Annotated in this window: 22 protein-coding genes; 16 read left to right on the forward strand and 6 right to left on the reverse strand. The window is 43.8% G+C overall.

The genetic code is table 11. The features are described from left to right. Positions 1 to 198: 198 nt before the first annotated feature. Positions 199 to 4122, forward strand: a complete 3924-nt coding sequence (gene hrpA / locus AACS00_RS06885; protein WP_110166911.1) for an ATP-dependent RNA helicase HrpA — start codon at positions 199 to 201, stop codon at positions 4120 to 4122. A gap of 182 nt (positions 4123 to 4304) precedes the next feature. Then, complete coding sequence (locus AACS00_RS06890; protein WP_072669170.1) at positions 4305 to 4784, forward strand: outer membrane beta-barrel protein; 480 nt, start codon at positions 4305 to 4307, stop codon at positions 4782 to 4784. Positions 4785 to 4890: 106 nt separating this feature from the next. Here AACS00_RS06890 and AACS00_RS06895 read toward each other — a convergent pair whose 3' ends face one another. Next, positions 4891 to 5793: a LysR family transcriptional regulator gene (locus AACS00_RS06895; RefSeq protein ID WP_110167046.1), complete on the reverse strand. Its 903-nt coding sequence runs from the start codon at positions 5791 to 5793 to the stop codon at positions 4891 to 4893. 200 nt (positions 5794 to 5993) lie between these two features. On the opposite strand from AACS00_RS06895, the gene AACS00_RS06900 reads away from it, so the two are divergent. Together AACS00_RS06900 and AACS00_RS06905 are read left to right on the forward strand one after the other, a co-directional pair. Beyond that, entirely contained in the window at positions 5994 to 7406 is a 1413-nt protein-coding gene (locus AACS00_RS06900) for an MDR family MFS transporter (protein ID WP_110166912.1), read from the forward strand. A gap of 117 nt (positions 7407 to 7523) precedes the next feature. After that, a complete protein-coding gene (locus tag AACS00_RS06905) occupies positions 7524 to 8012 on the forward strand; it encodes a GNAT family N-acetyltransferase (RefSeq protein ID WP_110166913.1) in 489 nt (162 codons plus the stop codon). Positions 8013 to 8039: 27 nt separating this feature from the next. Here the strand turns inward: AACS00_RS06905 and AACS00_RS06910 are convergent, their stop codons facing one another. Next, on the reverse strand, positions 8040 to 9533 hold the full coding sequence (locus AACS00_RS06910; RefSeq protein WP_110166914.1) for an EAL domain-containing protein: 1494 nt from the start codon (positions 9531 to 9533) through the stop codon (positions 8040 to 8042). Positions 9534 to 10034: 501 nt separating this feature from the next. Here AACS00_RS06910 and hppD point away from each other — a divergent pair. Genes hppD through maiA form a run of 4 tightly spaced genes read left to right on the forward strand, consistent with a single transcriptional unit; the run spans position 10035 to position 13898 of the window. Further along, the gene (gene hppD, locus AACS00_RS06915) at positions 10035 to 11108 is read left to right on the forward strand and encodes a 4-hydroxyphenylpyruvate dioxygenase (RefSeq protein WP_110166915.1); all 1074 of its coding nucleotides are present in this window, start codon (positions 10035 to 10037) and stop codon (positions 11106 to 11108) included. After that, positions 11101 to 12243: a homogentisate 1,2-dioxygenase gene (locus AACS00_RS06920; RefSeq protein ID WP_110167047.1), complete on the forward strand. Its 1143-nt coding sequence runs from the start codon at positions 11101 to 11103 to the stop codon at positions 12241 to 12243. The genes hppD and AACS00_RS06920 overlap by 8 nt, the downstream gene beginning before the upstream one ends. Next, positions 12240 to 13256: a fumarylacetoacetate hydrolase family protein gene (locus AACS00_RS06925; protein ID WP_110166916.1), complete on the forward strand. Its 1017-nt coding sequence runs from the start codon at positions 12240 to 12242 to the stop codon at positions 13254 to 13256. Before AACS00_RS06920 ends, AACS00_RS06925 begins: the two co-directional genes overlap by 4 nt. Before the next feature lie 3 nt (positions 13257 to 13259). Further along, positions 13260 to 13898 (forward strand): maleylacetoacetate isomerase, encoded by a 639-nt coding sequence (maiA, locus tag AACS00_RS06930; protein WP_110166917.1) that lies wholly within the window; start codon positions 13260 to 13262, stop codon positions 13896 to 13898. 23 nt (positions 13899 to 13921) lie between these two features. On the opposite strand, the gene ugpC is transcribed toward maiA, so the two are convergent. From ugpC to AACS00_RS06950, 4 genes are all read right to left on the reverse strand, one after another. Next, positions 13922 to 15016 carry a sn-glycerol-3-phosphate ABC transporter ATP-binding protein UgpC gene (gene ugpC / locus AACS00_RS06935; protein ID WP_181397505.1) on the reverse strand — a complete coding sequence of 365 codons (1095 nt, stop codon included), beginning with the start codon at positions 15014 to 15016 and terminating at the stop codon, positions 13922 to 13924. Positions 15017 to 15065: 49 nt separating this feature from the next. Next, positions 15066 to 15908: a sn-glycerol-3-phosphate ABC transporter permease UgpE gene (gene ugpE, locus AACS00_RS06940; RefSeq protein WP_110166919.1), complete on the reverse strand. Its 843-nt coding sequence runs from the start codon at positions 15906 to 15908 to the stop codon at positions 15066 to 15068. 23 nt (positions 15909 to 15931) lie between these two features. Beyond that, positions 15932 to 16813 (reverse strand): ABC transporter permease subunit, encoded by an 882-nt coding sequence (locus AACS00_RS06945; RefSeq protein WP_110166920.1) that lies wholly within the window; start codon positions 16811 to 16813, stop codon positions 15932 to 15934. Positions 16814 to 16931: 118 nt separating this feature from the next. Further along, positions 16932 to 18224, reverse strand: coding sequence for an extracellular solute-binding protein (locus tag AACS00_RS06950; RefSeq protein ID WP_110166921.1), 1293 nt, complete (start codon positions 18222 to 18224; stop codon positions 16932 to 16934). 229 nt (positions 18225 to 18453) lie between these two features. Here AACS00_RS06950 and AACS00_RS06955 point away from each other — a divergent pair, with 229 nt between their 5' ends. The 8 genes from AACS00_RS06955 to AACS00_RS06990 all read left to right on the forward strand — a co-directional run bounded on the left by AACS00_RS06955 (position 18454) and on the right by AACS00_RS06990 (position 26632). Continuing rightward, positions 18454 to 19224 (forward strand): MBL fold metallo-hydrolase, encoded by a 771-nt coding sequence (locus AACS00_RS06955; RefSeq protein WP_110166922.1) that lies wholly within the window; start codon positions 18454 to 18456, stop codon positions 19222 to 19224. A gap of 285 nt (positions 19225 to 19509) precedes the next feature. After that, positions 19510 to 20688, forward strand: a complete 1179-nt coding sequence (locus AACS00_RS06960; protein WP_110166923.1) for a methyl-accepting chemotaxis protein — start codon at positions 19510 to 19512, stop codon at positions 20686 to 20688. A 32-nt stretch (positions 20689 to 20720) separates the two neighbouring features. Then, complete coding sequence (locus tag AACS00_RS06965; protein WP_004395227.1) at positions 20721 to 21089, forward strand: response regulator; 369 nt, start codon at positions 20721 to 20723, stop codon at positions 21087 to 21089. A 10-nt stretch (positions 21090 to 21099) separates the two neighbouring features. Continuing rightward, complete coding sequence (locus tag AACS00_RS06970) at positions 21100 to 21414, forward strand: STAS domain-containing protein (protein WP_110166924.1); 315 nt, start codon at positions 21100 to 21102, stop codon at positions 21412 to 21414. Between the two features lie 21 nt (positions 21415 to 21435). Then, the gene (locus AACS00_RS06975; RefSeq protein WP_072669156.1) at positions 21436 to 23574 is read left to right on the forward strand and encodes a chemotaxis protein CheA; all 2139 of its coding nucleotides are present in this window, start codon (positions 21436 to 21438) and stop codon (positions 23572 to 23574) included. A gap of 66 nt (positions 23575 to 23640) precedes the next feature. Continuing rightward, on the forward strand, positions 23641 to 25251 hold the full coding sequence (locus AACS00_RS06980) for a methyl-accepting chemotaxis protein (protein WP_110166925.1): 1611 nt from the start codon (positions 23641 to 23643) through the stop codon (positions 25249 to 25251). Positions 25252 to 25260: 9 nt separating this feature from the next. Beyond that, positions 25261 to 25782: a chemotaxis protein CheW gene (locus tag AACS00_RS06985; protein ID WP_110166926.1), complete on the forward strand. Its 522-nt coding sequence runs from the start codon at positions 25261 to 25263 to the stop codon at positions 25780 to 25782. Between the two features lie 10 nt (positions 25783 to 25792). After that, positions 25793 to 26632, forward strand: a complete 840-nt coding sequence (locus AACS00_RS06990) for a CheR family methyltransferase (RefSeq protein ID WP_072669154.1) — start codon at positions 25793 to 25795, stop codon at positions 26630 to 26632. The last annotated feature ends 51 nt before the right edge of the window (positions 26633 to 26683 follow it).

Genomic DNA, 26683 nt, shown 5'->3' on the forward strand with positions numbered 1-26683 from the left:
TTTAGCGGCCAAATGACAATAAAACTAAACCTTCTTGTATGCAATGGGCCTTAAACGAACAATTAATCGTCGAAATGCATTTCTTTGCTGGTTAGTGGCTTAAGTCCGTATGATTTGCTCAATACGAAGTACCGAACAATCCACAAGTTTGTGATACAATTCAGACAATTTTATGCAAAGAAAAGAATAGGTAACGCTTTGACTCAGTCACAGCCTCATTCAGAAAAAAACACAATGGCAAAAGCCAATACAGCCAAATCACTACAACAAGCGCTGCAACAGTGTTTAATCAAAGATCGTTTTCGTCTCAACAAGCGGATCATCGGTGCCAGTAAAATTGTTAAAGAGCAAGCAAGAACGGCAGTCTTTGATGAGATTGCTTTAGATATTGCTCGTTCAATGATGGTGGTTTCGCAGCGAGAAGCGCAAAAGATGACTATCGAATACCCAGAACAGTTACCCGTTAGTCAAAAGCGGGATGATATTGCGCGGGCGATTGAGCAGCATCAAGTGGTGATTGTCGCAGGGGAAACCGGTTCTGGTAAAACCACTCAGTTACCGAAAATTTGCGCTGAACTTGGGCGCGGCAAATATGGGCTGATTGGCCATACCCAGCCACGTCGTTTAGCTGCTCGCTCGGTAGCGAATCGTATTGCTGAAGAGATGCAGTGTGAGCTCGGCGGAGTGGTTGGTTATAAGGTTCGCTTTAACGATCAGATCTCGGAACAAACCCAAATCAAATTAATGACTGACGGTATTTTACTGGCAGAAATTCAACATGACCGATATCTCAATCAATACGATACCATCATTATTGATGAAGCCCACGAGCGCAGTCTAAACATTGATTTTATTCTCGGTTATTTACGCCAGTTACTACCGCGTCGCCCTGATCTCAAGGTGATCATCACCTCGGCAACCATCGACCCTGAGCGATTTTCGAAACACTTTGATAATGCGCCGATCATTGAAGTATCAGGCAGAACCTTTCCGGTAGAAACTCGTTACCGCCCATTGGTTTCCGAAACTGACAGCGATCGCGATCAACTCGAAGGTATTGTTGACGCGGTGGATGAGCTGTGCCTTGAAGGTTTAGGGGATATCCTGATTTTTATGAATGGTGAACGGGAAATTCGTGACACTGCGGATGCGTTGGCCAAACGTAAGTTACGAGATACCGAGATTGTGCCTTTGTATGCCCGTTTATCCTCTGGTGAACAAAATAAGATTTTCCAACCTCATAGCGGCCGGCGGATCGTACTTGCCACCAACGTGGCGGAAACCTCATTAACGGTGCCAGGGATCAAGTATGTTATTGATCCGGGCACCGCGCGGATCAGCCGTTACAGCTATCGCACCAAGGTGCAACGTTTACCGATTGAACCGATTTCTCAAGCCAGTGCTAATCAGCGCAAAGGACGATGTGGACGTGTTGAAGAAGGGATCTGTATTCGTCTTTATTCAGAAGAAGATTTTTTATCTCGTCCTGAGTTTACCGATCCGGAAATTTTACGCACCAACTTAGCGTCAGTCATTCTACAAATGACCGCGTTAGGCTTAGGCGATATCGAGGCGTTCCCATTTGTTGAAGCGCCAGACAAACGTCATATTCAAGATGGGGTTCGCTTGTTGGAAGAGTTGGGGGCAATGAACCCTGAGATCAGCGACCCGAAAAAACGCCTGACCACGATTGGACGCCAGTTGGCTCGTTTACCGATTGACCCACGTTTAGCACGAATGGTGCTAGAAGCGCCGCGGCTCGGCTGCTTAAAAGAGGTGATGATCATTGCCTCAGCGTTATCGATTCAAGACCCAAGAGAAAGGCCGAGTGATAAGCAGCAAGCCTCAGATGAAAAACATCGCCGTTTTGTCGATGAAGACTCGGATTTTGTTACCTTAATCAATCTGTGGCATTACTTACAAGAGCAGCAAAAGGCCTTGAATAGCAATGCTTTTCGTCGTCAATGTAAACAGGATTATTTAAATTATTTGCGCGTTCGTGAGTGGCAAGATGTTTATTTCCAAATTCATCAATCGATGCGTGAAATGGATTATAGGCTCAACGATCAGCCGGCCAATTATGACAGTCTACACAGCGCCATTTTGGTGGGTCTGCTGTCACACATCGGCAGTAAAGACGCTGAAAAAAATGAGTATCAAGGGGCTCGTAACGCAAGATTCAATATCTTCCCAGCTTCTGGTTTATTTAAAAAACAGCCAAAGTGGGTGATGTCGGCAGAATTGGTTGAAACCTCGAAACTGTGGGCGCGGATTGTCGCCAAAATTCAACCGGAATGGATTGAGCCTCTTGCTAAGCACTTGATCAAACGCAGTTACAGCGAACCACATTGGTCGAAGAAAAGTGCTGTGGTGATGGCGTATGAAAAAGTGACTCTTTATGGCGTACCTATCGTTGCCAAACGTGCGGTGAATTATGGCGCGATTGACGTGCCATTGAGCAGAGAGATTTTCATTCGCAGTGCTTTGGTGGAAGGTGATTGGCAAACTAAACACGCTTTCTTTAAGCAAAATCGTGCCTTGTTACTTGAGGTAGAAGAGTTAGAGCATAAATCGCGTCGCCGAGATATCTTGGTGGATGATGAAGAGCTGTTCCAATTTTATGATCAACGAGTCGGCGCGGAGGTGGTTTCAGGACGTCATTTTGATGCTTGGTGGAAAAAAGCCAGCCGTGATAACCCGGATCTACTCAATTTTGAAAAAGAGATGCTGGTTAAAGGCGATGCCAGCCATATCACCGAACTCGATTACCCTAATTTCTGGCACCAAAATGGGATTAAGTTAAAGCTCAGTTACCAGTTTGAACCGGGCATTGATAGTGACGGTGTCACCGTGCATATTCCACTACCGATCCTTAACCAAATTGAGCCTCAAGGCTTTGATTGGCAAATTCCGGGGTTACGTCATCAATTAGTGGTCAGTTTGATTAAATCGCTACCGAAAACGCTGCGTAAGAATTTTGTACCAGCGCCAAACTATGCTGATGCCTTTTTAGCGCGGGTCACGCCCTTAGACATGCCATTACTGGATGCGCTGGAAAAAGAGCTGAAGCGAATGACAGGCGTGGCTATCGAGCGCGAAGATTGGAATTGGCAGCAAGTGCCTGATCACTTAAAAGTGACTTATCGGGTAGTGGATCACCGTCAGCGAAAACTCAATGAGGATAAAGACTTATACGCATTGAAAGAAAGTTTGAAAGCTAAGGTCCAAGAAACCTTATCGCAAGTGGCGGATGATGATATTGAGCAGAAAGATCTCCACACTTGGTCGTTTGGTGAGCTGCCGAAAGTTTATCAGCAAAAACGCGGCGGTTTTGAGGTTAAAGCCTATCCTGCGCTAGTGGACAATAAAGACAGCATTGAAATTAAGCTATTTGAAACGGAAAGTGAGCAGCAAACTGCGATGCAAGCCGGCCAAAGACGATTAATTTTGCTTAATGTGCCATCACCGATCAAATACTTACACAGTAACTTGCCTAATAAATCCAAGCTTGGCTTGTATTTTAACCCTTACGGTAAAGTGCTGGATTTAATTGATGATTGTATTGCTTGTGGCGTTGATAAGCTTATCGAGCAGCATGGGGGCATGGTTTGGCAGCCAGAAGCCTTTGAAGCGCTGAAAGAATATGTTCGCGCTGAACTGGGGGATACGGTGGTCGAGATTGCCCAGCAAGTAGAAACCATTTTAACCACCGCGTACAACATTAATAAGCGTTTGAAAGGCAAAGTCGATTTCACGATGGCTTTTGCTTTATCGGATATCAAAGCACAAATGGAAGGACTGATTTTTAAAGGCTTTGCTACCGAATGTGGCTGGAAAAAGCTGGCGGATATTTTGCGCTACATGAAGGCCATTGAACGGCGGATGGAAAAGCTGCCAGTTGATCCCAATAAAGATCGTTTGCACATGTTGAAAATTGAATCTGTGGTTCAGGAATATAAAGCCTTATTAAATAAAATCCCGAAAGGGATGGCAGTGCCTGAATCGGTCAAAGAGATCCGGTGGATGATTGAAGAGCTAAGAGTGAGTTATTTTGCTCAGCAACTCGGCACGCCTTATCCGATTTCGGATAAACGGGTCAAACAAGCGATTGATGCCTGTTAGGCAAGCTACAAGTCACCGCCCATCGGGCGGTGACTTCAAATGATAAGCGGATATATTATTGATCTTTATTCACTATCTGTCCTTTCGTTCCTTGAGGTGCAGTGAAGATGATTCTATAATTTCCGGTAATGCATAACATTGGCTTAGCAGCAAGCGGCCAGACAACTATCAAAAGGTTAATTATGAAAAAAACGTTACTTGCCCTCGCGCTATTGGGAGCCTCTTCTGCAGCAATGGCAGATGCTTTGGTTTACGCTGGTGCATCGGTTGGCCAATCTGATTACCGTGGTGATAGCAGTACGGCTTACAATTTGCATGTCGGGACCGGAATTCTGCCATTTTTTGCGGTTGAAGGTGGTTACACAAAATTAGGCGATTTTAAAATTAATGGTATTGAGACCTCTGCTTCAACCATGTATGCCGCACTAAAGCCAAGCATTGATTTTGGCCCTTTGCATATTTATGCGCGTGGTGGTATCCATTCATGGAAAACAGAAATCAACAACAGTAAAGATGATGATGGTTTCGATATCATGTATGGCGTAGGCGCTGAATATTTTATTATGGGTCCTTTTTCGGTAGGCGCGGGTTACCATCGTTATACGCTCGACAAGAAAGATGTCAGTGTGCTTTCCTTTAACGCGACTTTCCATTTTCTATAATCGCTTTAGCGGTTAGTCGCTAAATCGGTTTATCACTCAGTTGATAAAACATCAATAACGCCCTTGGAGGTTTTGTTTTTCTCCAAGGGCGTTTTATTCTCGTCAATTATGTATTTAACCAATGACTGAACGCCACTCTTGGCCAATGTGCATTAATGTAGTCAATAAAAGCTTGGGTCCTTTCTGGTAAAAATCGCCGTTGAGGGTGCAGTAAATAAACATCAGCCCCTTCAATATCCCATTCTGGCAATAAAGGAACTAATTGCTGTTGCGTCAGTTCTTGGCTAATCAATCCTTTCGGTAAACGAGCGACTCCCATATCTAGGAGTGTCGCTTGTAAAATCGTATCTAACTCTTCTGAACTTAAGCGAGCTCGGGGGGTAAATTGAAATTGTTCTCCGGTGAGCCGATGTTTAAACACCCAAGCCTGTTTAGTATTCAGTGTCAGTAGCGGTAATGATTGCAACTGTTCAGGGTGATTTAAGGTTAAGGTAGCGGCGTAACTGGGAGTCGAGCAGAGCTGTGATGGATTATTGGCTAGCTTACGAGCGACCCAGTCGGAATGAGGCTGAGGACCAAAACGCAAAGCGATATCAATATCGTGACGCGTGAAGTAATCCATGCCGGCACCGACTTGAAAATGGATATTAACGTTGGGATGTTGCTGACAAAATTCTAATGCAAGTGGGCTCAGTTGATGACGTAAGGGGATAATCGGTGCATTAATGACAATCGTGCCACGATATTCTTGTTTGGCACGTAAGGCGATTTCTTGTTTCGATTCGATCTCAGCAAAGAGCTCGGCATAGGTCTCAAATAATTGTTCCCCTTCTTTGGTTAAAACAATTTCTTTACTACTACGGATCAGCAAGATGCTGCCTATATCATGCTCAAGCTGTTGGATTCGGCGACTTAGAGTGCTGCTAGAGAGCGCTTTTTGCTTAGCGGCTAAGGCGAAGCTGCCGCAGCGTACCACCGTAAGAAAAAGCGCCAGATCGTCTAATTTCATCATAATCCCATATTTGCAATTGACGATCCCATTCTATCCTATTTTAGATAGAATGATATTCAGTTATCTTATCGTGATGCGCGATAGACTGCATTTTCTTCAATCTTGAGTTACCGAAGCTGCGCACCCTCTGCGCTCATTCGCTGATCACTTACCCATAACGTTATGTTGTATTGGTATCGTTTAATACCAGAGGATTTATGTCAACCGATTCGACTTATTCAGCTAATCCGAAAATTATATTTGCCAGTGTAGCGCTGGTGATTGCCTTAGGCTCTTTAGAAAAAAGCATTGTCACCACACCCTTAGCTTTGATTGGGCAGGAGTTATCGGCTGGAAAAGCGCTTACTTGGGTGATTACCGCTTACTTATTGGCCGCGACAGCAGTGCTACCCGTTTATGGTAAGTTGAGCGATCTATTTGGTCGGGTACGCATGCTCAATATCAGCATTGTCATTTTCATGATTGGCTCGGCGCTCTGTACGTTTGCGATTGATTTACCGAGTTTAATTGGTGCTCGTGTTATTCAAGGTATTGGTGGTGGTGGCTTAATTGCTCTCGCCTTTACCGTGATTGCGGATTCGATTCCTGCCCGTGAAGTAGGCAAGTACCAAGGTTATATTTCCGCGGTGTATGCGGTATCGAGTATTGCTGGGCCATTATTGGGCGGTTATTTTGCCGATCATTTAACGTGGCGCTGGGTATTTGGAATCAACTTGCCTCTTGGTTTGGTAGCATTATGGATGGTTAATCGTTACCTCAGCCACTTGAATAAACGCCGTAATAGCCGTTTTGACTGGCTTGGTGCCGGATTATTGATGATCGCCACTACCATGTTGCTGCTATTGCTTTCATCACACTCGTTTATGCCGAATGGCTGGGGCGCGTTTATTTTATTGGCAAGCCTTGTCATGCTCGTGTTAGTAGAAAAACGTGTGAGCGATCCTATTTTACCCGCTCGTTTAGCGCGTTTACCCAACTACTTAACCGCCATTATGTTGGTGATGGGATCGCAAATGTTGATGTTTGCGCTGTTAGTTTATTTACCGTTACAACTGCAATGGCAGAAGGGGCTTTCTCCATCACAAAGTGGTGTTGTGATGGTCATTTTCATGTTTTGTATCACGGCGGGGGCTTATGTTGGCGGTAAGTTAGTTGCTAAGTTTGCTCGTTATAAATTGTTGGTAGCGTTAGGTTTTGCTTTGGCGATGATTGCGCTATGGCAAATTCACTATGATATTTGGGTTAATTTCGCGCTCGGTTTTGCAGGAATTGGACTTGGCTTAACCTTGCCCGCACTCAGCGTTGTCGTGCAAAGTGTGTTGCCTGCTCGCGATCGTGGTATTGGCATGTCGTTATTTAATTTTGGTCGTGAGTTAGGTGGGGCATTAGGGGTGGCATTTTGCTCGGCGTTATTCTATCTACGAGTTCCCCAAGACGTGACGGTGAGTGAGCATGGCGCTGAGCAGGCGCAAGTTGCTAGCCATGTGTTAGCTCAAGGCTTTAGCTTGGTTTATATCGGCATGAGTGTTCTAGCACTTTGTGCCATGCTACTGACTATTCTCAAGCTGCGTCGAGATGCATTAACCGTAAAAGCGCCAGCCACAGAGTAGCGCCATTTACTTTTTGATGCTGACCCATGCGCTCAACACTAATCGGTGTTGAGCGTATTTTTTTTTACCTTTATTAGATAGAATTCAGATAGTTTTTATTTCTGTGATGGCAAGACAATGTCAGCAATTATCCTATCAGCGGCTCAGGTAAATGATTTAGAAGTACTCAATCAGTTGATGTTTGAGTTACACGACGAGCATCACCGTGCTTGCCCAGCTTATTTCAAAACCGCTCATGAGATTGAGCAAGAGAAGAGCATTGCCCGTTATTTAGATGATCCGGAATGTTTGGTTTACGTTGCTAAACAGGGGGCTCAAATCGTTGGTTTTATTACTGGGCATTTTTGTGAGTTAATTTCGAGTGTCAGTCAGCCCATTCCGATGGGCAGTATTGATGAGCTATATGTTGTTCCCTGTTATCGCCAACAAAGAGTCGCAGCCTCGCTTCTTGCTCATTTAGAGCAGACATTCGTTGACTATGGCGTCAAAGAAATGTTTGTTGAGGTGTGGGAGTTTAATCAAACGGCGCAACATTTTTATCAGCAAGGGGGATTTGTTCCGCATATACACTGGTTGCGCAAATCCCTATCACAACAGAAGGTGTAACCTTGGTGTTGTTTTGGCTGGTCTTCATTAGGATGAGGATGCTTTCCCCTTTGTTATTGTCGAAAGATCGAGGGGTTTAGAGTAGAAATAGCCTTGTTGATATTGAACCCCTTTGTTGGCAAGGTATTTGGCTTGAGCGGCATGTTCCACTCCTTCCGCGACGATATTGACTTTCAGCTGATGAGCCAGCTCAATAATGGTGTTTAAAATTGGCGCACTAACCGATTGCACGCCAATCGAATCAATAAAGCATTTATCGATTTTTAAATAATCGAAAGCGATATGTTGCAGAACCGATAACGAGGTTTGCCCTGTGCCAAAATCATCAATAGAGATCATCACGCCAGCTTGCCGTAGTTCATGTAAAACGGCTTGTCCTTTTTGATCCAGCAGTTGGCGTTCAGTAATTTCAACCACTAATTGAATTCCTTGAGTCGCCAGATGAGTGGCACAAAGGATTAAACGATGAATATGTTTTTGATGCGAAAGATAACAAGGCGGAACATTAATGCTAAGGTGTAATTGCTGATGGTTAGGTAAATACTGAGCGTCTTTTTGGACTTGATTAATCACATAATCGGTGACTTTATTAATTAAGCCATACTCTTCTGCAATTTGAATAAACGTATCGGGTTTAACAAAACCCAATTTAGGATTAATCCAACGCAGTAACGCTTCATAGCCGACCACATTTTGTTTCTGGCTATCGATCACTGGTTGATAGACTAAAAATAGCTCGTGTCGTTCTAATCCTCTTTTTAGATCATCGAGTAGGCTAGTTCGGCCAGTAAAAAATAAAAATAGTGCATAAATAAAGAAAGACAGCGCAATCGAAGCTGGAAGGGCACTCAGTAGATAAAAGGTTATCTGTTCGGTGACAAAAGAGTCACTAGCGACAATTTGTAACGTAAACAGTTTATTAGCGGAATTCACTTTTACATTATGTTGCTTAGTAATAAATTTACTATTAGCTGGATAGTATTCATTACCGACTTTGACGATTAATTTCGCGATACGAGTATCGGTATGATAACCGAGACGAGCTTGAATATAACCTTGATCGACAACAGAAATGGCACCACGATAGGAATTGTTTTTATCGGCATCAATGACTAATAAAGTGCGCATGGCTGGATCGTTTTGCAAGTCAAAGAAGCGTTCTTTACTGGTGATAATACCATCTGGATAGTAGTAGCTGATGTCTGACTGCATTTCTCCTCGTTTGGATGAACAAACGATCTGTTGATCTTCAACGATCAACATTTCACGCAATAAACTTTCAAACAGTAAGTCTTCTTGAATCTGAGCGCAGCTTTTGTTGCTGTATAACGCTTTGGCATTTTCATCATGGAGATCAGCGACCAGACTATCGATTCGTTTGGCGTATGAATCAGCAATCGTATTCAGTTGGCTATTAATGCTTGTGACGCTGGTGTAGTAAGCGTAAAAAAAAACGATCGGGATAGGGATAAGACAAGCAGATAATATTTTTTTGAGTAGGACTCTTTTTTTATTTTGCAATGCTTTTGACCTGTATTTCTAACTTCGTCTTAAATTTGAAACGGATTGTACACAGATTGCGCATTATAGAGCAAGCGAGCCAAGGCACAAGGCATAACTTATCGAAGGTTCCGTTTTTTTATGCGGTTGTATACACGTATCGATTAAAGATAGTGCGCAATCATTGATTTCACCAATCCGTTATTTGTTGCGTCATCTAAGGCAAGATTAAAAAATAACCCTGCATTAAGTTTGCTAAGTAGTTAAATCCTTCATTTTTTACACCTGTATAGATATTTATACTCACTAAACTCGGCTCTTTCGAGCGAGGTTTGTCAGTAAAATGACAACGAGATTGATGAGCCACTGGCGGCTTAAACGGATTATGGCTTTTCAATGTAACAAAAATGTTACATTGTTGGTGTTTTTTAGGGGCAGTATTAGGTATTGGCTGATCGTTGCGACTTTATTGAATCGTGCCATGGTTAATAGAGATTTCGACCCTATAAAGGAAACCTAGACATGACATCAATAAGTAACCCTCTTGGTACCGATGGTTTTGAGTTTGTTGAATACACGGCAGCGGATGCGCAGGGGATTGAAGCACTAAAACAGCTGTTCACTTCTTTAGGTTTTGCTGAAATCGCGAAACACCGCTCTAAACAAGCTTGGCTATATCGTCAAGGGGATATCAATTTCATCATCAATGCTCAACCTCATAGTCAAGCGGCTGACTTTGCAAAGCTGCATGGCCCTTCGGTCTGTGGTATGGCATTTCGAGTCAAGGATGCAGCAAGCGCATTGCAACATGCCTTAAGTTGTGGAGCCAAGGCTTATCAAGGTGAAATAGGGCCGATGGAATTGAGCATTCCAGCGATTTATGGGATTGGTGACAGTTTGTTGTACTTTGTCGACCGCTATGGCGATAAAAGTATTTATGATGTTGATTTCTTATTTTACGACGATGCAGAGCAGCGTTTGCAGCACAAGCAGGTTGGTTTATGCGAAATCGATCATCTGACTCATAACGTAAAACAAGGCAATATGGATAAGTGGGCTGGTTTTTATGAACAGTTGGCGAACTTTAAAGAGATTCGATATTTCGATATTGAAGGCAAGTTAACTGGGCTTGTTAGCCGAGCAATGACCTCACCATGTGGAAAAATTCGTATTCCAATTAATGAATCGCGTGATGATAAATCACAAATTGAAGAGTTTTTGCGTGAATACAATGGCGAAGGGATTCAACATATCGCCTTGAGTACCACCGATATTTATCACACCGTACGTACGTTGCGATCGCAAGGTATGGAATTTATGCCTACCCCAGATACCTACTATGAGAAAATTAATTCGCGCGTTCCCGGTCATCATGAATCCGTTGATGAGTTACGCGAATTGCGGGTATTGATTGATGGTGCACCGATCAAAGATGGTATTTTGCTGCAAATATTTACCCAAACCGTTATTGGTCCAGTCTTTTTTGAAATTATTCAGCGTAAAGGCAATCAAGGTTTTGGCGAAGGTAACTTCAAAGCCTTGTTTGAATCGATAGAAGAAGATCAAATTCGTCGTGGAGTATTGGATGATGCATAAACCGTTTACGTTTCCTCATCGCGAAGGGGTGTTTTCGAAACAGGCTCATGCGGATTTTCCTGAGCAAGCGATCTATGAGCGAGAAGCTGGGCGCAGTGGCTTTTTTGGCGCTGCGAGTCACTTTCATCATCAGCATCCACCCACCGCATGGACCGAATGGCAGGGCGATTTACGGCCCAGAGCATTTAACTTAAATCACTTGAGCCACTCTGAACAATCCTCCCCTTGGTCTGTCCCTCATTTACTGCATAACCAAGAGGTGAAAATCCGGGTCTGGCAGCTTAGCCAACCAATGACCCAATTGGTGCGTAATGCGGATGGCGATGAATTATTATTTGTTCATCAAGGCAGTGCAGAGCTGTTTTGTGATTATGGTCATATGACGATTCATGAAGGGGATTATGTGTTAATTCCGCGCTCAACAACTTGGCGTTTAGACCCTAATGAACCACTGTTTTTGTTGATGATCGAGAATACGGATGCCGCTTATGCGTTACCAGAAAAAGGCATTGTCGGTCAGCACGCTTTGTTTGATCCGGCGGTGCTTGAAGTGCCGAGCATCAATGCACGTTTTCAGGCGCAATATTCGGAGCGTACTACGCACGTTGAAGTTAAACGTCATGATCAAGTCAGTGTGATCACCTATCCTTTTAATCCTCTAGATGCGGTAGGCTGGCATGGCGATCTGGCGGTACTGAGATTGAATTGGCGAGATATTCGACCGCTAATGTCCCATCGTTATCATTTGCCGCCATCAGCCCATACTACCTTTGTTGGGCAAGGGTTTGTAGTCTGTACGTTTGTACCAAGACCGATTGAAAGTGATCCCGGTGCATTAAAAGTGCCGTTTTATCACAACAATGACGATTATGATGAAGTGCTGTTTTATCACGCGGGGGATTTCTTTAGTCGCGATAATATTGAAGCTGGTATGGTGACGTTTCACCCTGCGGGTTTTACCCATGGCCCACATCCGAAAGCATTTCAAGCCGGATTGAAAAACAGCAAAACCTTTACCGATGAAGTGGCGGTGATGATTGATACTCGTCACGCTCTGCAATTTAGCGACGCGGTTAAAGAAGTAGAAAATCCTCAGTACGTTTATAGCTGGAAAGAGCACAAGGATACGCCATGAAGTTAGCGACGTTAAAAAATGATACACGGGATGGACAATTAGTGGTTGTCAGTCGAGATTTACAGCGCTGTGTGGTTGTTGACCACCTCGCTTCCACATTGCAACAAGCACTCGATGATTGGCAAAAAGTGGAAGGGCCGTTACAAGAGATCTCACAAGCTTTAAATGCAGGACAACTGACGCATACTTTACCGTTTGTTGAGGATAACTGTGCCTCGCCGTTACCAAGGGCCTTTCAATGGGCAGATGGTTCCGCTTATGTTAATCATGTTCAGTTAGTTCGACGTGCTCGCGGCGCAGAGTTACCCGAGAGTTTTTGGACTGATCCGCTAATGTATCAAGGGGGATCGGACAGTTTTCTGGGCCCACACGAACCTATCCCACTTGTTGACCCTCAATGGGGGTTAGATTTTGAAGCTGAGGTGGCGGTCATCACCGATGATGTGCCTATGGGGATAACCGCCGATCAGGCTGGCCAACATATTCGCTTAGTGATGCTGGTGAATGATGTCTCTCTACGAGGGTTAATTCCCAATGAGTTAGCCAAAGGTTTTGGCTTTTTTCAGTCGAAACCGAGCTCTGCTTTTTCTCCGGTGGCAGTGACTCCTGATGAATTAAACGATGCGTGGGACGGCGCTAAGTTATCTTTGCCATTACTATCAACTTACAATGGTCAGTTATTTGGTTGTCCGAATGCTGGGGTCGATATGACCTTTGATTTTCCTCAGCTGATTGCTCATGCCGCGAAATCTCGTCCTTTATGCAGTGGCACGATTATTGGTTCTGGAACCGTATCGAATAAGCAAGGAACTGAATATGGCTCGTCAATTCAAGAAGGCGGTGTCGGCTATTCGTGTATTGCTGAGTTACGTATGATTGAGACCATTCGAGATGGTCAGCCCAGCACTGCTTTTATGCAAGTCGGGGATACGATTAAACTGGAAATGCTCAATGAACAAGGAGATAGTGTGTTTGGTGCGATTGAACAGACGGTTGTTGACTGGCGGAGCTGATGGATGAGTGAGCTAAAGTTATATGGTTATTGGCGTTCCTCCGCCACTTATCGAGTGCGCCTTGCCTTAGCAATTAAGCAACTGAGTTATCAACAGTTTCCAGTTGATCTCATCGCTCAAGGTGGTGAGCAGCACAGCGAGATATTCCATCAGCTTAATGCAAGTGAATTAGTGCCAGTGTTAGTTGATGGTGATTTCGTTCTCAGCCAATCACTGGCGATTATTGAATATCTTGATGATCACTACCCGCAGGCGCGGCTTATTCCTGTTGCAAGTGAGGAAAAATATCGCGTGTTGGCGTTAGCTCATGATATCGCAATGGATATTCATCCATTAAATAACTTAAGGGTTTTACAATATTTATCACAAAACCTTGCTGTGGATGAGCCCAAAAAAACGCAGTGGTATCAACATTGGATAGCGGTAGGTTTTCGCGCCATTGAAGAAAAGCTGACTATAAGTGCAGGGCAATATTGTATCGGCGATGCACTTTCTCTGGCGGATATCTGCCTGATACCTCAAGTGTATAATGCAGAGCGCTTTGCCGTTGATATGAGCTTTTATCCAAATATCATGCGTATTACCAATACGCTGCGTGAGCGAGCCGATTTTCACTCAGCCGCACCGGAAAACTGCCGCTGAGTGAAGAGTTTAACTTAGGATGATTAAGCGATAGCTCGCTGGGCTAATGAGGTCGGGCATAAACGCCGACCTTGTTCGTCAAACAGATGTAAGTTATCTACATTGGCTGATAGGTTAAGCGTTTGATCAATATCTACACTCATTTCAGGTGTTACCGCAATAAAATCGCTGGGGTTATCTAAACCAGCGATTTTACCATGTACTAGCTGATTGGGTCCTAGCGGTTCTACCACGCTGATTTGTAAGCGTAGATTGAGGGTGTTTTCATTACTTGACAGTCCAGCGTGCTCAGGTCTGATACCGAGAGTTAACGATGGCGCGCTAAGCTGTTGATATTGAGGCAAGAAAACCTTTTGCTGCGCAACGTGTAAATAGCCTCTATCTAATGATGCCGGGATAAAGTTCATTGCAGGGCTACCAATAAAGCTGGCCACAAAGGTGCTGGCGGGTTGATGGTAAACTTCCTCTGGGCTACCCACTTGCTCAATTTTTCCTTGATTTAACACCACAATCCTATCAGCCAGTGTCATCGCTTCTACTTGATCGTGGGTGACATAAACACTGGTAACCCCAAGTTTGCGTTGCAGTTTTTTAATCTCCAACCGCATATGCGCGCGTAATGCCGCATCGAGATTGGATAATGGCTCATCAAATAAAAACAGCTGCGGATCGCGAACAATCGCGCGTCCCATCGCTACACGTTGACGTTGTCCACCAGACAACTTGGCGGGTTTGCGATCTAAATACTCTTCAATCTTTAGAGTTTTAGCGACGTGATTAATTTTTTCAGCGATGGATTTTTTATCCACTCCACGATTTTTTAAGCCATACGCCAAGTTATCGTAAACGCTCATATGAGGATAAAGAGCGTAATTTTGAAATACCATCGCAATATCACGTAGCGCAGGTTTTTCGTTATCCACTCGACGACCGGCTAGATGGATCTCTCCACTGTTGATGGGCTCAAGCCCCGCAATCGAGCGTAGAATGGATGATTTTCCACAACCAGAGGGACCGACTAAAACGATAAACTCCCCTTTATTAATCGCCAGATCTACGCCCTTAACGGCCTGATGACCATTGTCATAGGTTTTAACTAATTGCTTGATATCCAACATAACATTGTCCAGTTTTTGTGGCGAAGTAGGGGTAACTAAATGCATGGCGTTATTTTTCACTTTCGACTAATCCTTTAACAAACCAACGTTGGAAGATGACAACAACGAATACCGGTGGCAGCATGGCTAAAATCACCATGGCAAAGGCGTAGTCATAACGTGGTAAACGAGTTTCATTGATATTATTGAGAATTTGTTTAATGCCCATCACGATGGTGTTGTATTGCTCATCGGTGGTCATCATGATTGGCCACAAATACTGGTTCCATCCCACCACGAACATAATGATGAAAATGGCGGCGATCATGGTTTTCGACAGCGGCAGTAATACATCGATAAAGAAACGAATCGGTCCGGCATTATCGAGCTGTGCTGCTTCCATCAATTCATCTGGAATCGTTTTAAAAAACTGACGAAAGAAAAAGGTTGCAGTGGCTGAGGCAATCAAAGGTAAGATAAGTCCTGTATAACTATTGAGCATTCCTAGGCTTGATACCACTTCATAAGAGGGGATGATTCGTACTTCTAACGGCAATAAAAGCGTGACAAAAATAAGCCAAAACCAGAAGCTGGCATAAGGCAGCCGGAAATAGACCAAAGCGTAAGCCGCAATCATCGAAACCAAAATTTTTCCAAACGCAAAGCCCAGTCCCATGATCATCGAATTGGTGATCATCGATTGCGCGGTAACATTGCCCGAAAATCCATGGCTTTTGTGCCACGCCTCTCCATAAATGGCTAAAAATTGATCGCCCATTCCCCACTGTAAGCCGTCGCTGATGATGGTGTTGGGATGATGAGTCGAGCTGGCAAAAATCAACCAGATTGGCACCAGCATAAATAAGGCTCCGGTGATCAAAATTAAGTGATCGAATAGGTTATTACTTTTCATTTTGCTTCCTTAGATATAACACCTTAATAATGAACACGTTTTTCAACGACACGGAACTGGATAAACGTTAGCCCCAGAACGAGTAGTAATAAGATCACAGATTGTGCTGAACTGCCGCCTAAGTCCGCGCCAACAAATCCATCGCGATAAACCTTATAAACCAAAGACGTTGTTGATCCGCCAGGTCCACCGTTGGTCATGGTATCGATCACGCCAAACGTATCGAAAAAGGCATAGGTGAGGTTAATCACTAAGAGAAAGAATCCAGTCGGGGCAAGCAAAGGAAAAGTAATGGTCCAAAAACGTTTGGTATCACTGACGCAATCGAGCGTCGAGGCCTCTTTGACGGCATAAGAAATGGACTGTAATCCGGCGAGAAAATAGATGAAATTGACCGCGACTTGTTTCCATACGGAGACCAGAATTAATGCGAAGGTTGCATCGAATGGATTGGTTTGCAGACTAAATTGCCATCCAACCATCGCAAACAGGTCCGTTAATAGGCCAATGTGAGGATTAAACAGAAAACCACCAATAATGCCCGCCACCGCGGGAGCCACAGCATAAACCCAAGTTAGAGTAACCTTGTACGTTCCTTGCCCGTGAATGATGTTGTCTGCTTTGACGGCCAGTAGCAGAGCAAGAGCGAGTGATAAAAAAGAGACGATGATAGAAAACAGTAAAGTGAAGCTGAGTGATTTCAAATATTCATGAGATTGAAACAGCATCTGATAGTTTTCCAAGCCAATAAAAGTAGAGGACATCCCCCATGGATCTTCCAGCATAAAGGAAAGATAGATCGCTTTTGCGGCCGGATAGAGAAAGAAAATAGCGATAATCACCATTTGTGGCGCTAACAGTAAATAGGGCAAAGGGGTATGAGAAAATTGTTGTCGACGTTCCACGGTTATTTCCAATCATAAAAAATGGTACTGAATGGTACGGCTATCTTCGCCATACCATTCAATGAGCGAGACTCAAACAACGAAGCCGTTAGTCTTAAGCCTGTTGTAATGACAAACGTTACTGCACAGTACGAGCAAAACGTTGCAGGAGATTTTTACTTTCGTCTTCGACTCGTTTGAGGCTATTTTCTACCGACGAGCGTCCAGCAAAAATATTGTCGAACTCGCGGTGCATGACTTCACGTATTTGTGGGTAGAAACCTAAGCGATAACCTTGTGTCCATTCGCCGGAAGGTAGACTTAACTGTTTTACGCCTACTTCAGCATCGGGATAGGTTTGATAATATCCAGAGGCTTTGGTTAGGTTATAAGCGGCATTCGTTACTGGTACATAGCCGGTCGATGTGTGCCAATTCATCTGTACTTCAGGCTGAGTAAGATAAGTAAAGAAAGCTGCGACGGCATTTTCTTCTTCTTTAGTATGACCACTTAAAGCAAACAGAGCTGCGCCGCCAATAAAGGTATGAGTGCCCTGAGCGTTTAATTTTTCCCAATGTGGTAAGTAGGTAGTACCTAACTCAAACGGGACTCTATCGCGCAGTCCACCAAAGGATCCCGATGAGCCCATCCACATCGCCACTTCTTGGCGTTCAAAAGGCGTTTGGTTGGCATCCCAGTTACTTCCGTAATATTTGAAGTAGCCCTTATCTGACCATTCTTTAAGCTTATTGAAATGCATCAGCATATCTTGCGAATTAAACATCAGTTGTGATGAAAGAGAGGCATAACCATTGTGCTGATCAGAGAGCGGTAAGTTATGACGAGATTTGAAGTTTTCAAACATAATCCATGGCGTATGCGATTGTGAAAAAGTAACGTAACCTTTTGCTTTTAGTTTTTCGGCTAAGACTTCAAGTTGTTCATACGTTTGTGGTGCCGTTGCTCCAACTTTATTTAAAATATCTTTGTTGTAATAAAGAACGGGAGTGGAACTGTTGAAGGGCATACCGACCATCTTTCCTTGGTTATCTGCATAAAAGTTACGCACGCCAGATAGATAATCTTGAGCATTAAATGAATAACCGGCATTGACAAGAATATCTTGCACTGGTTTTGCCACACCAGGGACATTCATTATGGTTGCAGCTCCGGCATCAAAGACTTGGAGAATGTGCGGTGATTGACCTGCACGAAATGCAGCAATGCCTGCGGTTAACGTTTCGGTATAGTCCCCTTTGTAGATAGGAGTGATGGTATAGTCCTTTTGTGCAGCATTAAAATCTGCCGCGAGTTGGTTGACCGATTCTCCCAGTTGTCCTCCCATTGCATGCCACCAAGTGATTTCGGTTGCCGCTAGAGTGTGCCCAGAAAAAGTGGTTGCCATCAGACCTGCTAGCCATAGCTTATGCATTGTATTTCCCTTATTAATATTCAATTGGAGTGAAAATAGTCGTTCGCTGGATAGGGTGGCGGTCAAATATTTCAATTTAATGTAATGTTCATTTCACTTTGATTTTGTGATGGTTTGTTTTTTGTAATGCGCCAGAGTTAACATTTTTGTTGGTTTTTTGTTTCTTTATTGTTTCTTGTGGTGGTATGGTTAGTTCTATTTTCTTCAGGACCGACCAGTTAGAAACTTTGTGAGAATTCATACCCTTCGCGGCCATATCCAAAATTTATATTTGGTTGATTATCCCGATAAGCTGATGCTATTGGACGGAGGATGTCGCGCCGATGTGCCTTTGATACTGAGTTATATCGTTGATCAACTGGACCGCTCCGTTACCGATCTTAAAGTGGTGGTGGTCACTCATATGCATCCTGATCATGCTGGTGGTGCACATCTATTGCGGCGTAAAACCGGCTGTAAGATAGTCTCTGGTGCGCAAGTGGGTCATTGGTATCAAGGTGGGCTAGGGATTGTGATGTTTTGGGCTGATTTAGCTTTGGCGCATTGGATGGCAAAGCGCTTGGGTAAACCAAGGCGTCGTTTATGGTTTCCGCGTAAATTATCTGCGGATCACCAATTGGCTGATGGTGAAGCGATCCCCGGTTTTTCTGAATGGCAAGTATTAGAAACGACAGGACACACCGATAGAGATATTTCTCTCTTTCATCCACAGCAAAGTATTTTGTACGTCGCCGATTTGATCGTCGAAGTGAAAAAACAGCTGATTTCTCCCTTTCCTATTTTTTATCCTAAACAGTATCGTCGTTCGGTTGCACGGGTATATGAACTCAATCCGCAACGTTTATTACTGGCTCATGGTGGTGAAGCCATACTTAATGAGCATGCCTATCAACATTTAATGGACACGACACCGACAACGCCTGCCACTCATTGGCGAGTCGTTAAAATTAAGCTTAAACGTTTTCTGTTTACCCCATTAGCTCATTTTTTCCCTCGTTGATGACTGATTAAGCCTTAATCTTATCTTCAGAACACGGACGTCTATCTTACGAGCTTTACCAGCCATATTTCAGTCGTAGTGGATAACATTATCTACTCATCGGAGTTGATACTGTTAAATCGATTCCATTATTTGCGTAGTTGATATCTGACTGCTACTTTTTAATTGAGCTTAATTTTGTTATGCGCCCAAGTGCTTTTTAGTGTTAATGGATTAGCGCTAACGAATAAGTCATCTAATAATAATCATAATTTTACGTTAGTTCGGCATAGGATAACTGCACATATGTTAGCGCTCAGGCTTGTTCCTCTATTCATGCCTGCCCTAGTGTTATCGGGCATGGTTGTGATCTATTCGAGTTTACCTCTGTACATCAGCGCGTTGTTGGTATTAGCCTCAATGGCTAGTCTGAGTTACGTCGCTTGGAATTATGAATCGTACATTCAGACCGTCAAACAGCAAAAAAAACAAATTGAGCATCTCTCGGCCTCACAGGAGTCTCAATTAGAGTCTTATCATTCATTAGAACCTTTGTTTATCGAATCATTGCCTGTATGGGCTCGCCATATTGATTCCGCTAATCAACATTTAACCGATTCAGTTTCAGAGTTGAGTCAGCAGTTTTCTCAACTGGTGGAACGGCTCAGTCATACCTTATCTCTCACTGGGGTGAACAGTCACGGTAAAGAGCAATCGGTAACCGAAGAAATTCATCAATGTCGTAGCATGCTCAACAATGCGGTGGATGCATTACGAGCTGGGCAAACACTAAGACAGCAAGTATTGAGTGAGATGCGTGAATTAATGAAATACACCACATCACTGAAAAAAATGGCTGGAGAAGTGGTTGGTATCGCAGATAAAACCAATTTATTAGCCCTCAATGCCGCGATTGAGTCCGCGCGAGCTGGGGAAGCCGGAAGAGGTTTTGCCGTGGTTGCCGATGAAGTGCGTGGTTTATCTCAACAATCAAGAGAAACCGCCAGCAAGATGACAGAGCAAGTGAATAGCGTTAATGCTGCCATCGAGAAAGCCTGTGAAATGGTTGAACAGGTCAACAAAGATGAAACCGAGCAAATGAACAATACCGAGCAATGTATTGATGAAGTTATCAACCATTTTCAACACATAGTACAAACGTTAGATGAACAAGCTCAAGGGCTCACTGAAGATGCCCAACAAGTTAAAGAGACGGTGACACACGTGATCATCCGCCTTCAATTCCAAGACAGGGTGAGCCAAATTTTAGAGCAAATTACTCGTAATTTAACCGAGTTAGGCGATGCTATTACCTTAGTGCAACAAGATAGAAATCATCCGATTGTCGGACAATTATCGCCGCAAAAATGGCTCGATAAAATGAAGAGTAGTTACACCATGATTGAGCAGCATCAAGTTCATACGGGTAAAAAATCTACTCATGGTAGTAAACCGGAAGTGCAATCTGACATTACCTTTTTTTAACGAACAGCAAACCATAAGCAGGAGGTTTGAAGATGAGTAAAACGATTTTGGTTGTTGATGATTCTGCAGCAATTCGCCAAGTTGTTAGCCTTGCTCTAAAAGGCGCAGGTTACCAAACGATTGAAGCCATTGATGGTGCTGATGCGCTAAGAAAAATTCAAGGCGTTAAAGTCCACTTGGTGATCAGCGATGTCAATATGCCCAACATGGATGGATTGACCTTACTAAAAGAACTGAAAAAACAACCTGCGACCAAATTCACGCCCGTGATCATGTTGACCACGGAATCAGAAGCTTCGAAAAAAGATCAAGGCCGTTTAGCCGGCGCGAAGGCTTGGGTGGTTAAGCCTTTCGTGCCTGATCAAATGTTGGCAGCGGTGAATAAACTGATGCCAGCCTAGGAGATAAGGTATGCAGATCCTCGAAGAAAACGATCAACACGTCAAAATTGAGTTATCCGGCGAGTTAACGATTTATCAAGCGCAGGAAATGTATGAGTTTTTGACGCCATGGGTTATGAAGCCGATTGATTTATTGATTGATGTTACACGCATCACTGATCTAGATACCAGCGCGATTCAATTATTGGTGATGGTCAATAAAGCGAAACGAGAGCAACAGCAGCAATGTTTGTTACTGGTAGAAAATCCTTTGTTTATCCAAGTGATGGCTAAATTAGGGGTTAATGCCCTTAACCACAATTTGGCATTGCAGCCCAATACGTAATGCGCGAATAGGAGTATAAACATGGATCCGATGCTGTTGGCTGCACTTGAAACTTACTACACCGAAAGCCGTGAATTGTTAGAAGGTATGGAGCTAGATTTACTCGAGCTTGAAGCGGGTAATCATCAAGATTTAAACGAGAGACTCAATGCTATCTTCCGTGCTGCACATACGGTTAAAGGCTCGGCGGGCATTTTTAATCTCGATGCGATTGTTCACTTTACACATAAAGTGGAAAACCTACTTGACCAGTTACGCTCAGAGCAATTGGTCTTGACCGATGAAGTGATCAGCCTGTTATTTCGCTGTCGTGATCATATGTTAACTTTGCTCGATGAAGCACAATTTGAACAGCAGCATCACGCGGATAACCAGAAAATCAGTGAAACACTGATTGAACAATTAAACGCGTTTCTTGGCGATCAACCAGACGTGAAAATCAGTGAAGCACCGATCGAAGATAACCCACTGGCTACGGTGGATGCTCAGCGTTTTCTATGGGTAAAGTTTCCGCAAAGTGCTTTACAAGATGGGATGGATCCGCTGTCCTTTTTTGCTTATTTAGCCAAATTAGGCCAAATCGAACAGATTATTTTCGATGACAGTGGCTTACCTCAAGAGTGGGCAGATTTTGACGCGGAAAATTGTTACTTGAGTTGGCAGATAGCGCTCAGTAGTGATGCTCAAGATGAGGAAGTTTTAGCGGTTTTCGAATTTATTCGGGACGAAGGTGAGGTGTATTTATTTTCTACCAATCAGTGTACTCCAGCCTTACTTGATGAATTACAACAGAAAGGTATGCACAACCTTGAGCATTTTCAAGCCTGTGGCTTACAACTGGATCTCATGTCTGAGCCGTTGATTGACGCTGAGTCACCGATTGAAGTGCAAGAAGACCCCGCTCAATCCATCACTCAGACTAAGCCGGTTAAATCGGACGTTGCCGTGGCAAAACCAGCGGCGAATGAAGCCGTCAATCGGGAACAAAAAAGCTTACGTGTTGATGCAGAAAAGCTTGATACGTTAATTAACTTGATTGGTGAATTGGTGACCGCTGGGGCTGGATGCGCTTTACAAGCCAGCAGTCATGCTGATAGCGCAATGCAAGAATCGGTTTCTCGGCTCAATGGCTTATTAGAAGAAGTCAGAGATGCGGCATTAAAGTTAAGAATGGTACCGATTGGTAATACGTTTATCCGTTTTCAACGGGTCGTACGCGATGTTGCCAAAGAGTTAGGTAAAGAGATCCAGCTTGATATTCACGGCGGAGATACCGAGCTTGATAAATCAGTGGTCGAGAAAATCGGTGACCCGCTGATGCACCTGATCCGTAATGCGATGGATCATGGTATTGAAATGCCGGACAAAAGGCGAGAAGAAGGCAAAAGTCGTGATGGGCTGATCACCTTAAATGCCTATCATGACTCAGGCAATATTGTTTTGGAGATTACTGATGATGGCAAAGGACTTGATGCTGAAAAACTGCGCTTAAAAGCCATCGAAAAAGGTCTGATAGATGAGCATACGGTATTAAGCCGAGATGAGATGTATCAATTGATTTTTGAACCGGGTTTTTCTATGGCGCAAGAGGTTTCTAATCTCTCGGGACGAGGGGTTGGTATGGATGTGGTCCGTCGAAACATCAATGAATTACGTGGTCGAGTCGAGATAGAAAGTGAGCTATCGATAGGCACCACAGTTCGACTAATTCTGCCATTGACTCTGGCGATCATTGATGGATTTTTAATTGAAGTCGGCGATGAAGAGTTTGTCGTTCCTCTTGATGCTGTTAAAGAATGCGTTGAGCTGCATCATCCAGTGACTAAGCAAGGGATAAAAGTCAGCAGCCACCTTAATTTGCGTGGTAGCGTTTTACCACTGATTGATTTACGCAAACAGTTCAACTTAAACAAGCAAGCACCTCGTCGGCAAAATGTGGTTGTAGTTCAAACTGGTGGACAAATGGCCGGATTGGTGGTTGACCGATTATTAGGAGAGTTGCAGACCGTAATTAAACCGCTCGGACCTATTTTTGAGAATATCCAAGGGATCAGTGGCTCTACGATTTTAGGGAATGGGGATATTGCCTTGATTTTAGATATTCCTGGCTTAACACAGCAAATGATTCAACAAGAATCGCAACAATTTGCGCTTCATTAATATCGACAGCGCACAAGGTATCAGATTAAGCGCATAACGCGCGTCACCGCTATAAGGAATCTGGCAATGTTTAAGGATCTATCAGTAAAAATTAAGCTCAGCCTACTCATTGGTTTGTTAGGTGTGTTATTAATCGGTGTTGGTTCGGCTGGCTTATACGGCATGAGCAAAATGGTTGATGGATTGAGAAGTGTTTATCTTGATCGAACCATTCCGATTGGTCAGTTAAATGACATTAAAGTTCGCTTCTTACAAAATCGAATTGCAATGGCATTTGCTCAGTTGTATCCCGATGATGAGAATATCAACGCTCAAGTCAAGAACGTAGAAGATAACTTAAAAGTAATTGATCAAATCTGGTCTCGATACATCACGACAACGTTAACCGAGGAAGAAGCTCGGTTGGTCAATCAGTTTCAGCGCGACAATAAAATTTTCATTGAACAAGCCATTGAACCCACGTTGGTGGCATTAAGAATGGGCGATATTGCAACCGCCACCTCATTAGCATTGGAAAGAGTTCGACCTTTATATCCCCCCGTTGCTCAGTCTTTGGATCTATTGGTTGATTTGCAAATTAAAGAAGCTGCCGCGGAATATAATAGAGAAAGCCTACTGTATGAAACGCTACGTTTGGTATCCATCTCTTCGATAGCGGTTGGACTGATTTTGGCTTTCAGTTTTGGGATTGCTTTAATTCGAGGGATTTGTGGCCCATTAGAAAAAGCGGTCCATCTATCTCAAGAGTTGGCGAAGGGCAACTTAACCACCAAGTTAGAAGCAACCAGTAAAGATGAAATGGGGCGTCTACTCGATTCCATGCAGCAAATGGTTCGTAAATTATCGAGTATTGTCGGTGAGGTGAATGGGGCAAGTAACGCATTAGCCTCAGCGTCAGAGCAAGTTTCAGCGACGGCGCAAAACTTAAGTCAGGGCGCGAGTGAACAAGCAGCGAGTGTTGAAGAAACGACCTCTTCAATTGAAGAAATGTCAGCTTCTATTGCCCAAAACACCGAAAATGCCAAAGTAACCAATGGCATAGCCAGTAAAGCGGCTTTGGAAGCCCAAGAAGGGGGGAACGCGGTAGGTAAGACGGTTGCGGCGATGAAATCAATAGCAGAAAAGATCAGTATTATCGACGATATCGCTTATCAAACTAACTTATTGGCTTTAAATGCAGCGATTGAAGCGGCTCGGGCTGGTGACCACGGTAAAGGATTCGCTGTTGTGGCGGCAGAAGTAAGAAAACTGGCAGAGCGCAGCCAAGTGGCTTCGCAAGAGATTGGTGAAGTAGCGAAAAATAGCGTTGCCTTGGCAGAGCAAGCTGGAAGTTTGTTAGAAGAGATTGTCCCTTCGATCCAAAAGACCGCCGATTTGGTACAAGAAATCAACGCGGCATCTATGGAACAAGCCACGGGGGCCTCACAAATCAATCAAGCGATGGAACAGCTCAACAGTGTTACTCAACAAAGTGCATCAGCATCCGAAGAGTTAGCCTCCACGTCCGAAGAAATGAGTAGCCAAGCTCAGCAGTTACAACAATTGATGACCTTCTTTAAGACTGATGAGCGACAAGTGAAATTGGCGAGTAAAAAACAGCAACCCTCCGCCAAAGCATCGCCTGAAGCATCAAGAGTCACTCAAGACGATGATGATTCGGACTATGTACGTTTTTAGGAGAATCGTATGATGGGACAGTTAGCGACACCCAACTTGGCAACGAGTATCAACGATCAGCAATATTTAACTTTTCTGTTGAACGGAGAGATGTATGCGTTTGCGATACTTAATGTCAAAGAGATCCTCGAATACGGAAAAGTAACCCCAATCCCTCGTATGCCTAAATTCATTCAAGGGGTGATCAACTTACGTGGTGAAGTGGTTCCAGTGATTAATTTGGCGCATCGTTTTCAAATTGAAGCTCGCGCAATCACGAAACGAACCTGTATTGTGATTATTGAAGTCGATACCGATGATCAGCGCCAAGATTTAGGGGTGCTGGTTGATAGCGTTTCAGAGGTGATTGATATCCCGATGAGCGATATTCGCGCTGCACCGGCTTTTAGTTGCCAGATACGGACTGACTTTATTCGCGCGATGGCTCAGTTACAGGATAACTTTGTCATCATTCTAGCGGAAGATAAAGTGCTATCGGTTGATGAGCTCGCTATGGTTGATAAAGTTGCCAAGGAGCTTGGTAAGAGCTAAGAGGTGTAGTATGGCTTTTCTTGAATCTGTCTATGCAGAGTGTCAGCCACAGTTATCGGATGAGACATTCGTTCGTTATCAACGCTGGTTATATGAAAAAGCGGGGATCTCTCTTAACGTAACGAAAAAATCCTTAGTTATTGGTCGCCTTAATGTTCGTTTACATCAGCTTGGATTGAAAAGTTATGAGGCATATTTCGATTTCTTTGCCTTAGCACCAGACAATGCCGATAAAAAAGCAGAGCAACAGGTAGTGATTGATTTACTGACCACTAATGAAACGTATTTTTTTCGTGAAGAGGCACACTTTACGTTCATACAACAAGAGGTGATCCCCAACTATTATCCCCAAACACTGCGTTGCTGGAGCGCGGCAAGCTCATCTGGGGAAGAAGCTTATTCTCTGGCAATGCTACTGATGGATAACAACCCAAGACCTTGGCAGATAGTGGCGACCGATATCAATAGTCGGGTTCTATCGCAAGCCAGTAGCGGAATTTATCCGCTATCTCGAAGTAGTAATATTCCATTGCATTATTTACAAAAATATTGCCGTAAGGGAATAGGGGCGAAAGCGAATACGTTCAAAGTGATTCGTTCTCTACGTGATCGGGTCACTTTTCAGCAAGCCAATCTACAAGAGAGCTTAGCGCGATTTGGGCATTTTGATCTGATTTTACTGCGTAACGTGATGATCTACTTTGATGCAGCGTCTAAGCAAAAAGTGATCGATAATATTCAGCGGCAGCTCAATCCGGGGGGATATCTACTCATTGGTCATGCAGAGACGTTGCAGTCGATTAAAGCGCCATTAAAGCTCATCCGTCCATCGATTTATCAAAAGCTATAATAATCAGCATGATGGCAGTGAACAATAAATCAGCGTCAATTATTGCTATGG

Origin of the sequence: Vibrio sp. 11986-1-5 (genome assembly GCF_963878025.1) — a bacterium.
GTDB lineage: Bacteria > Pseudomonadota > Gammaproteobacteria > Enterobacterales > Vibrionaceae > Vibrio > Vibrio injensis.

Coding starts and splice junctions, on each gene's coding strand:
- AACS00_RS06965 (WP_004395227.1), top strand. CDS start 20,721: ATGAGTAAAACGATTTTGGTTGTTGATGATTCTGCAGCAATTCGCCAA.
- AACS00_RS06975 (WP_072669156.1), top strand. CDS start 21,436: ATGGATCCGATGCTGTTGGCTGCACTTGAAACTTACTACACCGAAAGC.
- AACS00_RS06985 (WP_110166926.1), top strand. CDS start 25,261: ATGATGGGACAGTTAGCGACACCCAACTTGGCAACGAGTATCAACGAT.
- AACS00_RS06980 (WP_110166925.1), top strand. CDS start 23,641: ATGTTTAAGGATCTATCAGTAAAAATTAAGCTCAGCCTACTCATTGGT.
- ugpC (WP_181397505.1), bottom strand. CDS start 15,016: ATGTTGGATATCAAGCAATTAGTTAAAACCTATGACAATGGTCATCAG.
- AACS00_RS06990 (WP_072669154.1), top strand. CDS start 25,793: ATGGCTTTTCTTGAATCTGTCTATGCAGAGTGTCAGCCACAGTTATCG.
- AACS00_RS06960 (WP_110166923.1), top strand. CDS start 19,510: ATGTTAGCGCTCAGGCTTGTTCCTCTATTCATGCCTGCCCTAGTGTTA.
- AACS00_RS06925 (WP_110166916.1), top strand. CDS start 12,240: ATGAAGTTAGCGACGTTAAAAAATGATACACGGGATGGACAATTAGTG.
- hppD (WP_110166915.1), top strand. CDS start 10,035: ATGACATCAATAAGTAACCCTCTTGGTACCGATGGTTTTGAGTTTGTT.
- AACS00_RS06920 (WP_110167047.1), top strand. CDS start 11,101: ATGCATAAACCGTTTACGTTTCCTCATCGCGAAGGGGTGTTTTCGAAA.
- AACS00_RS06895 (WP_110167046.1), bottom strand. CDS start 5,793: ATGAAATTAGACGATCTGGCGCTTTTTCTTACGGTGGTACGCTGCGGC.
- AACS00_RS06970 (WP_110166924.1), top strand. CDS start 21,100: ATGCAGATCCTCGAAGAAAACGATCAACACGTCAAAATTGAGTTATCC.
- AACS00_RS06900 (WP_110166912.1), top strand. CDS start 5,994: ATGTCAACCGATTCGACTTATTCAGCTAATCCGAAAATTATATTTGCC.
- AACS00_RS06905 (WP_110166913.1), top strand. CDS start 7,524: ATGTCAGCAATTATCCTATCAGCGGCTCAGGTAAATGATTTAGAAGTA.
- AACS00_RS06950 (WP_110166921.1), bottom strand. CDS start 18,224: ATGCATAAGCTATGGCTAGCAGGTCTGATGGCAACCACTTTTTCTGGG.
- AACS00_RS06890 (WP_072669170.1), top strand. CDS start 4,305: ATGAAAAAAACGTTACTTGCCCTCGCGCTATTGGGAGCCTCTTCTGCA.
- maiA (WP_110166917.1), top strand. CDS start 13,260: ATGAGTGAGCTAAAGTTATATGGTTATTGGCGTTCCTCCGCCACTTAT.
- ugpE (WP_110166919.1), bottom strand. CDS start 15,908: ATGAAAAGTAATAACCTATTCGATCACTTAATTTTGATCACCGGAGCC.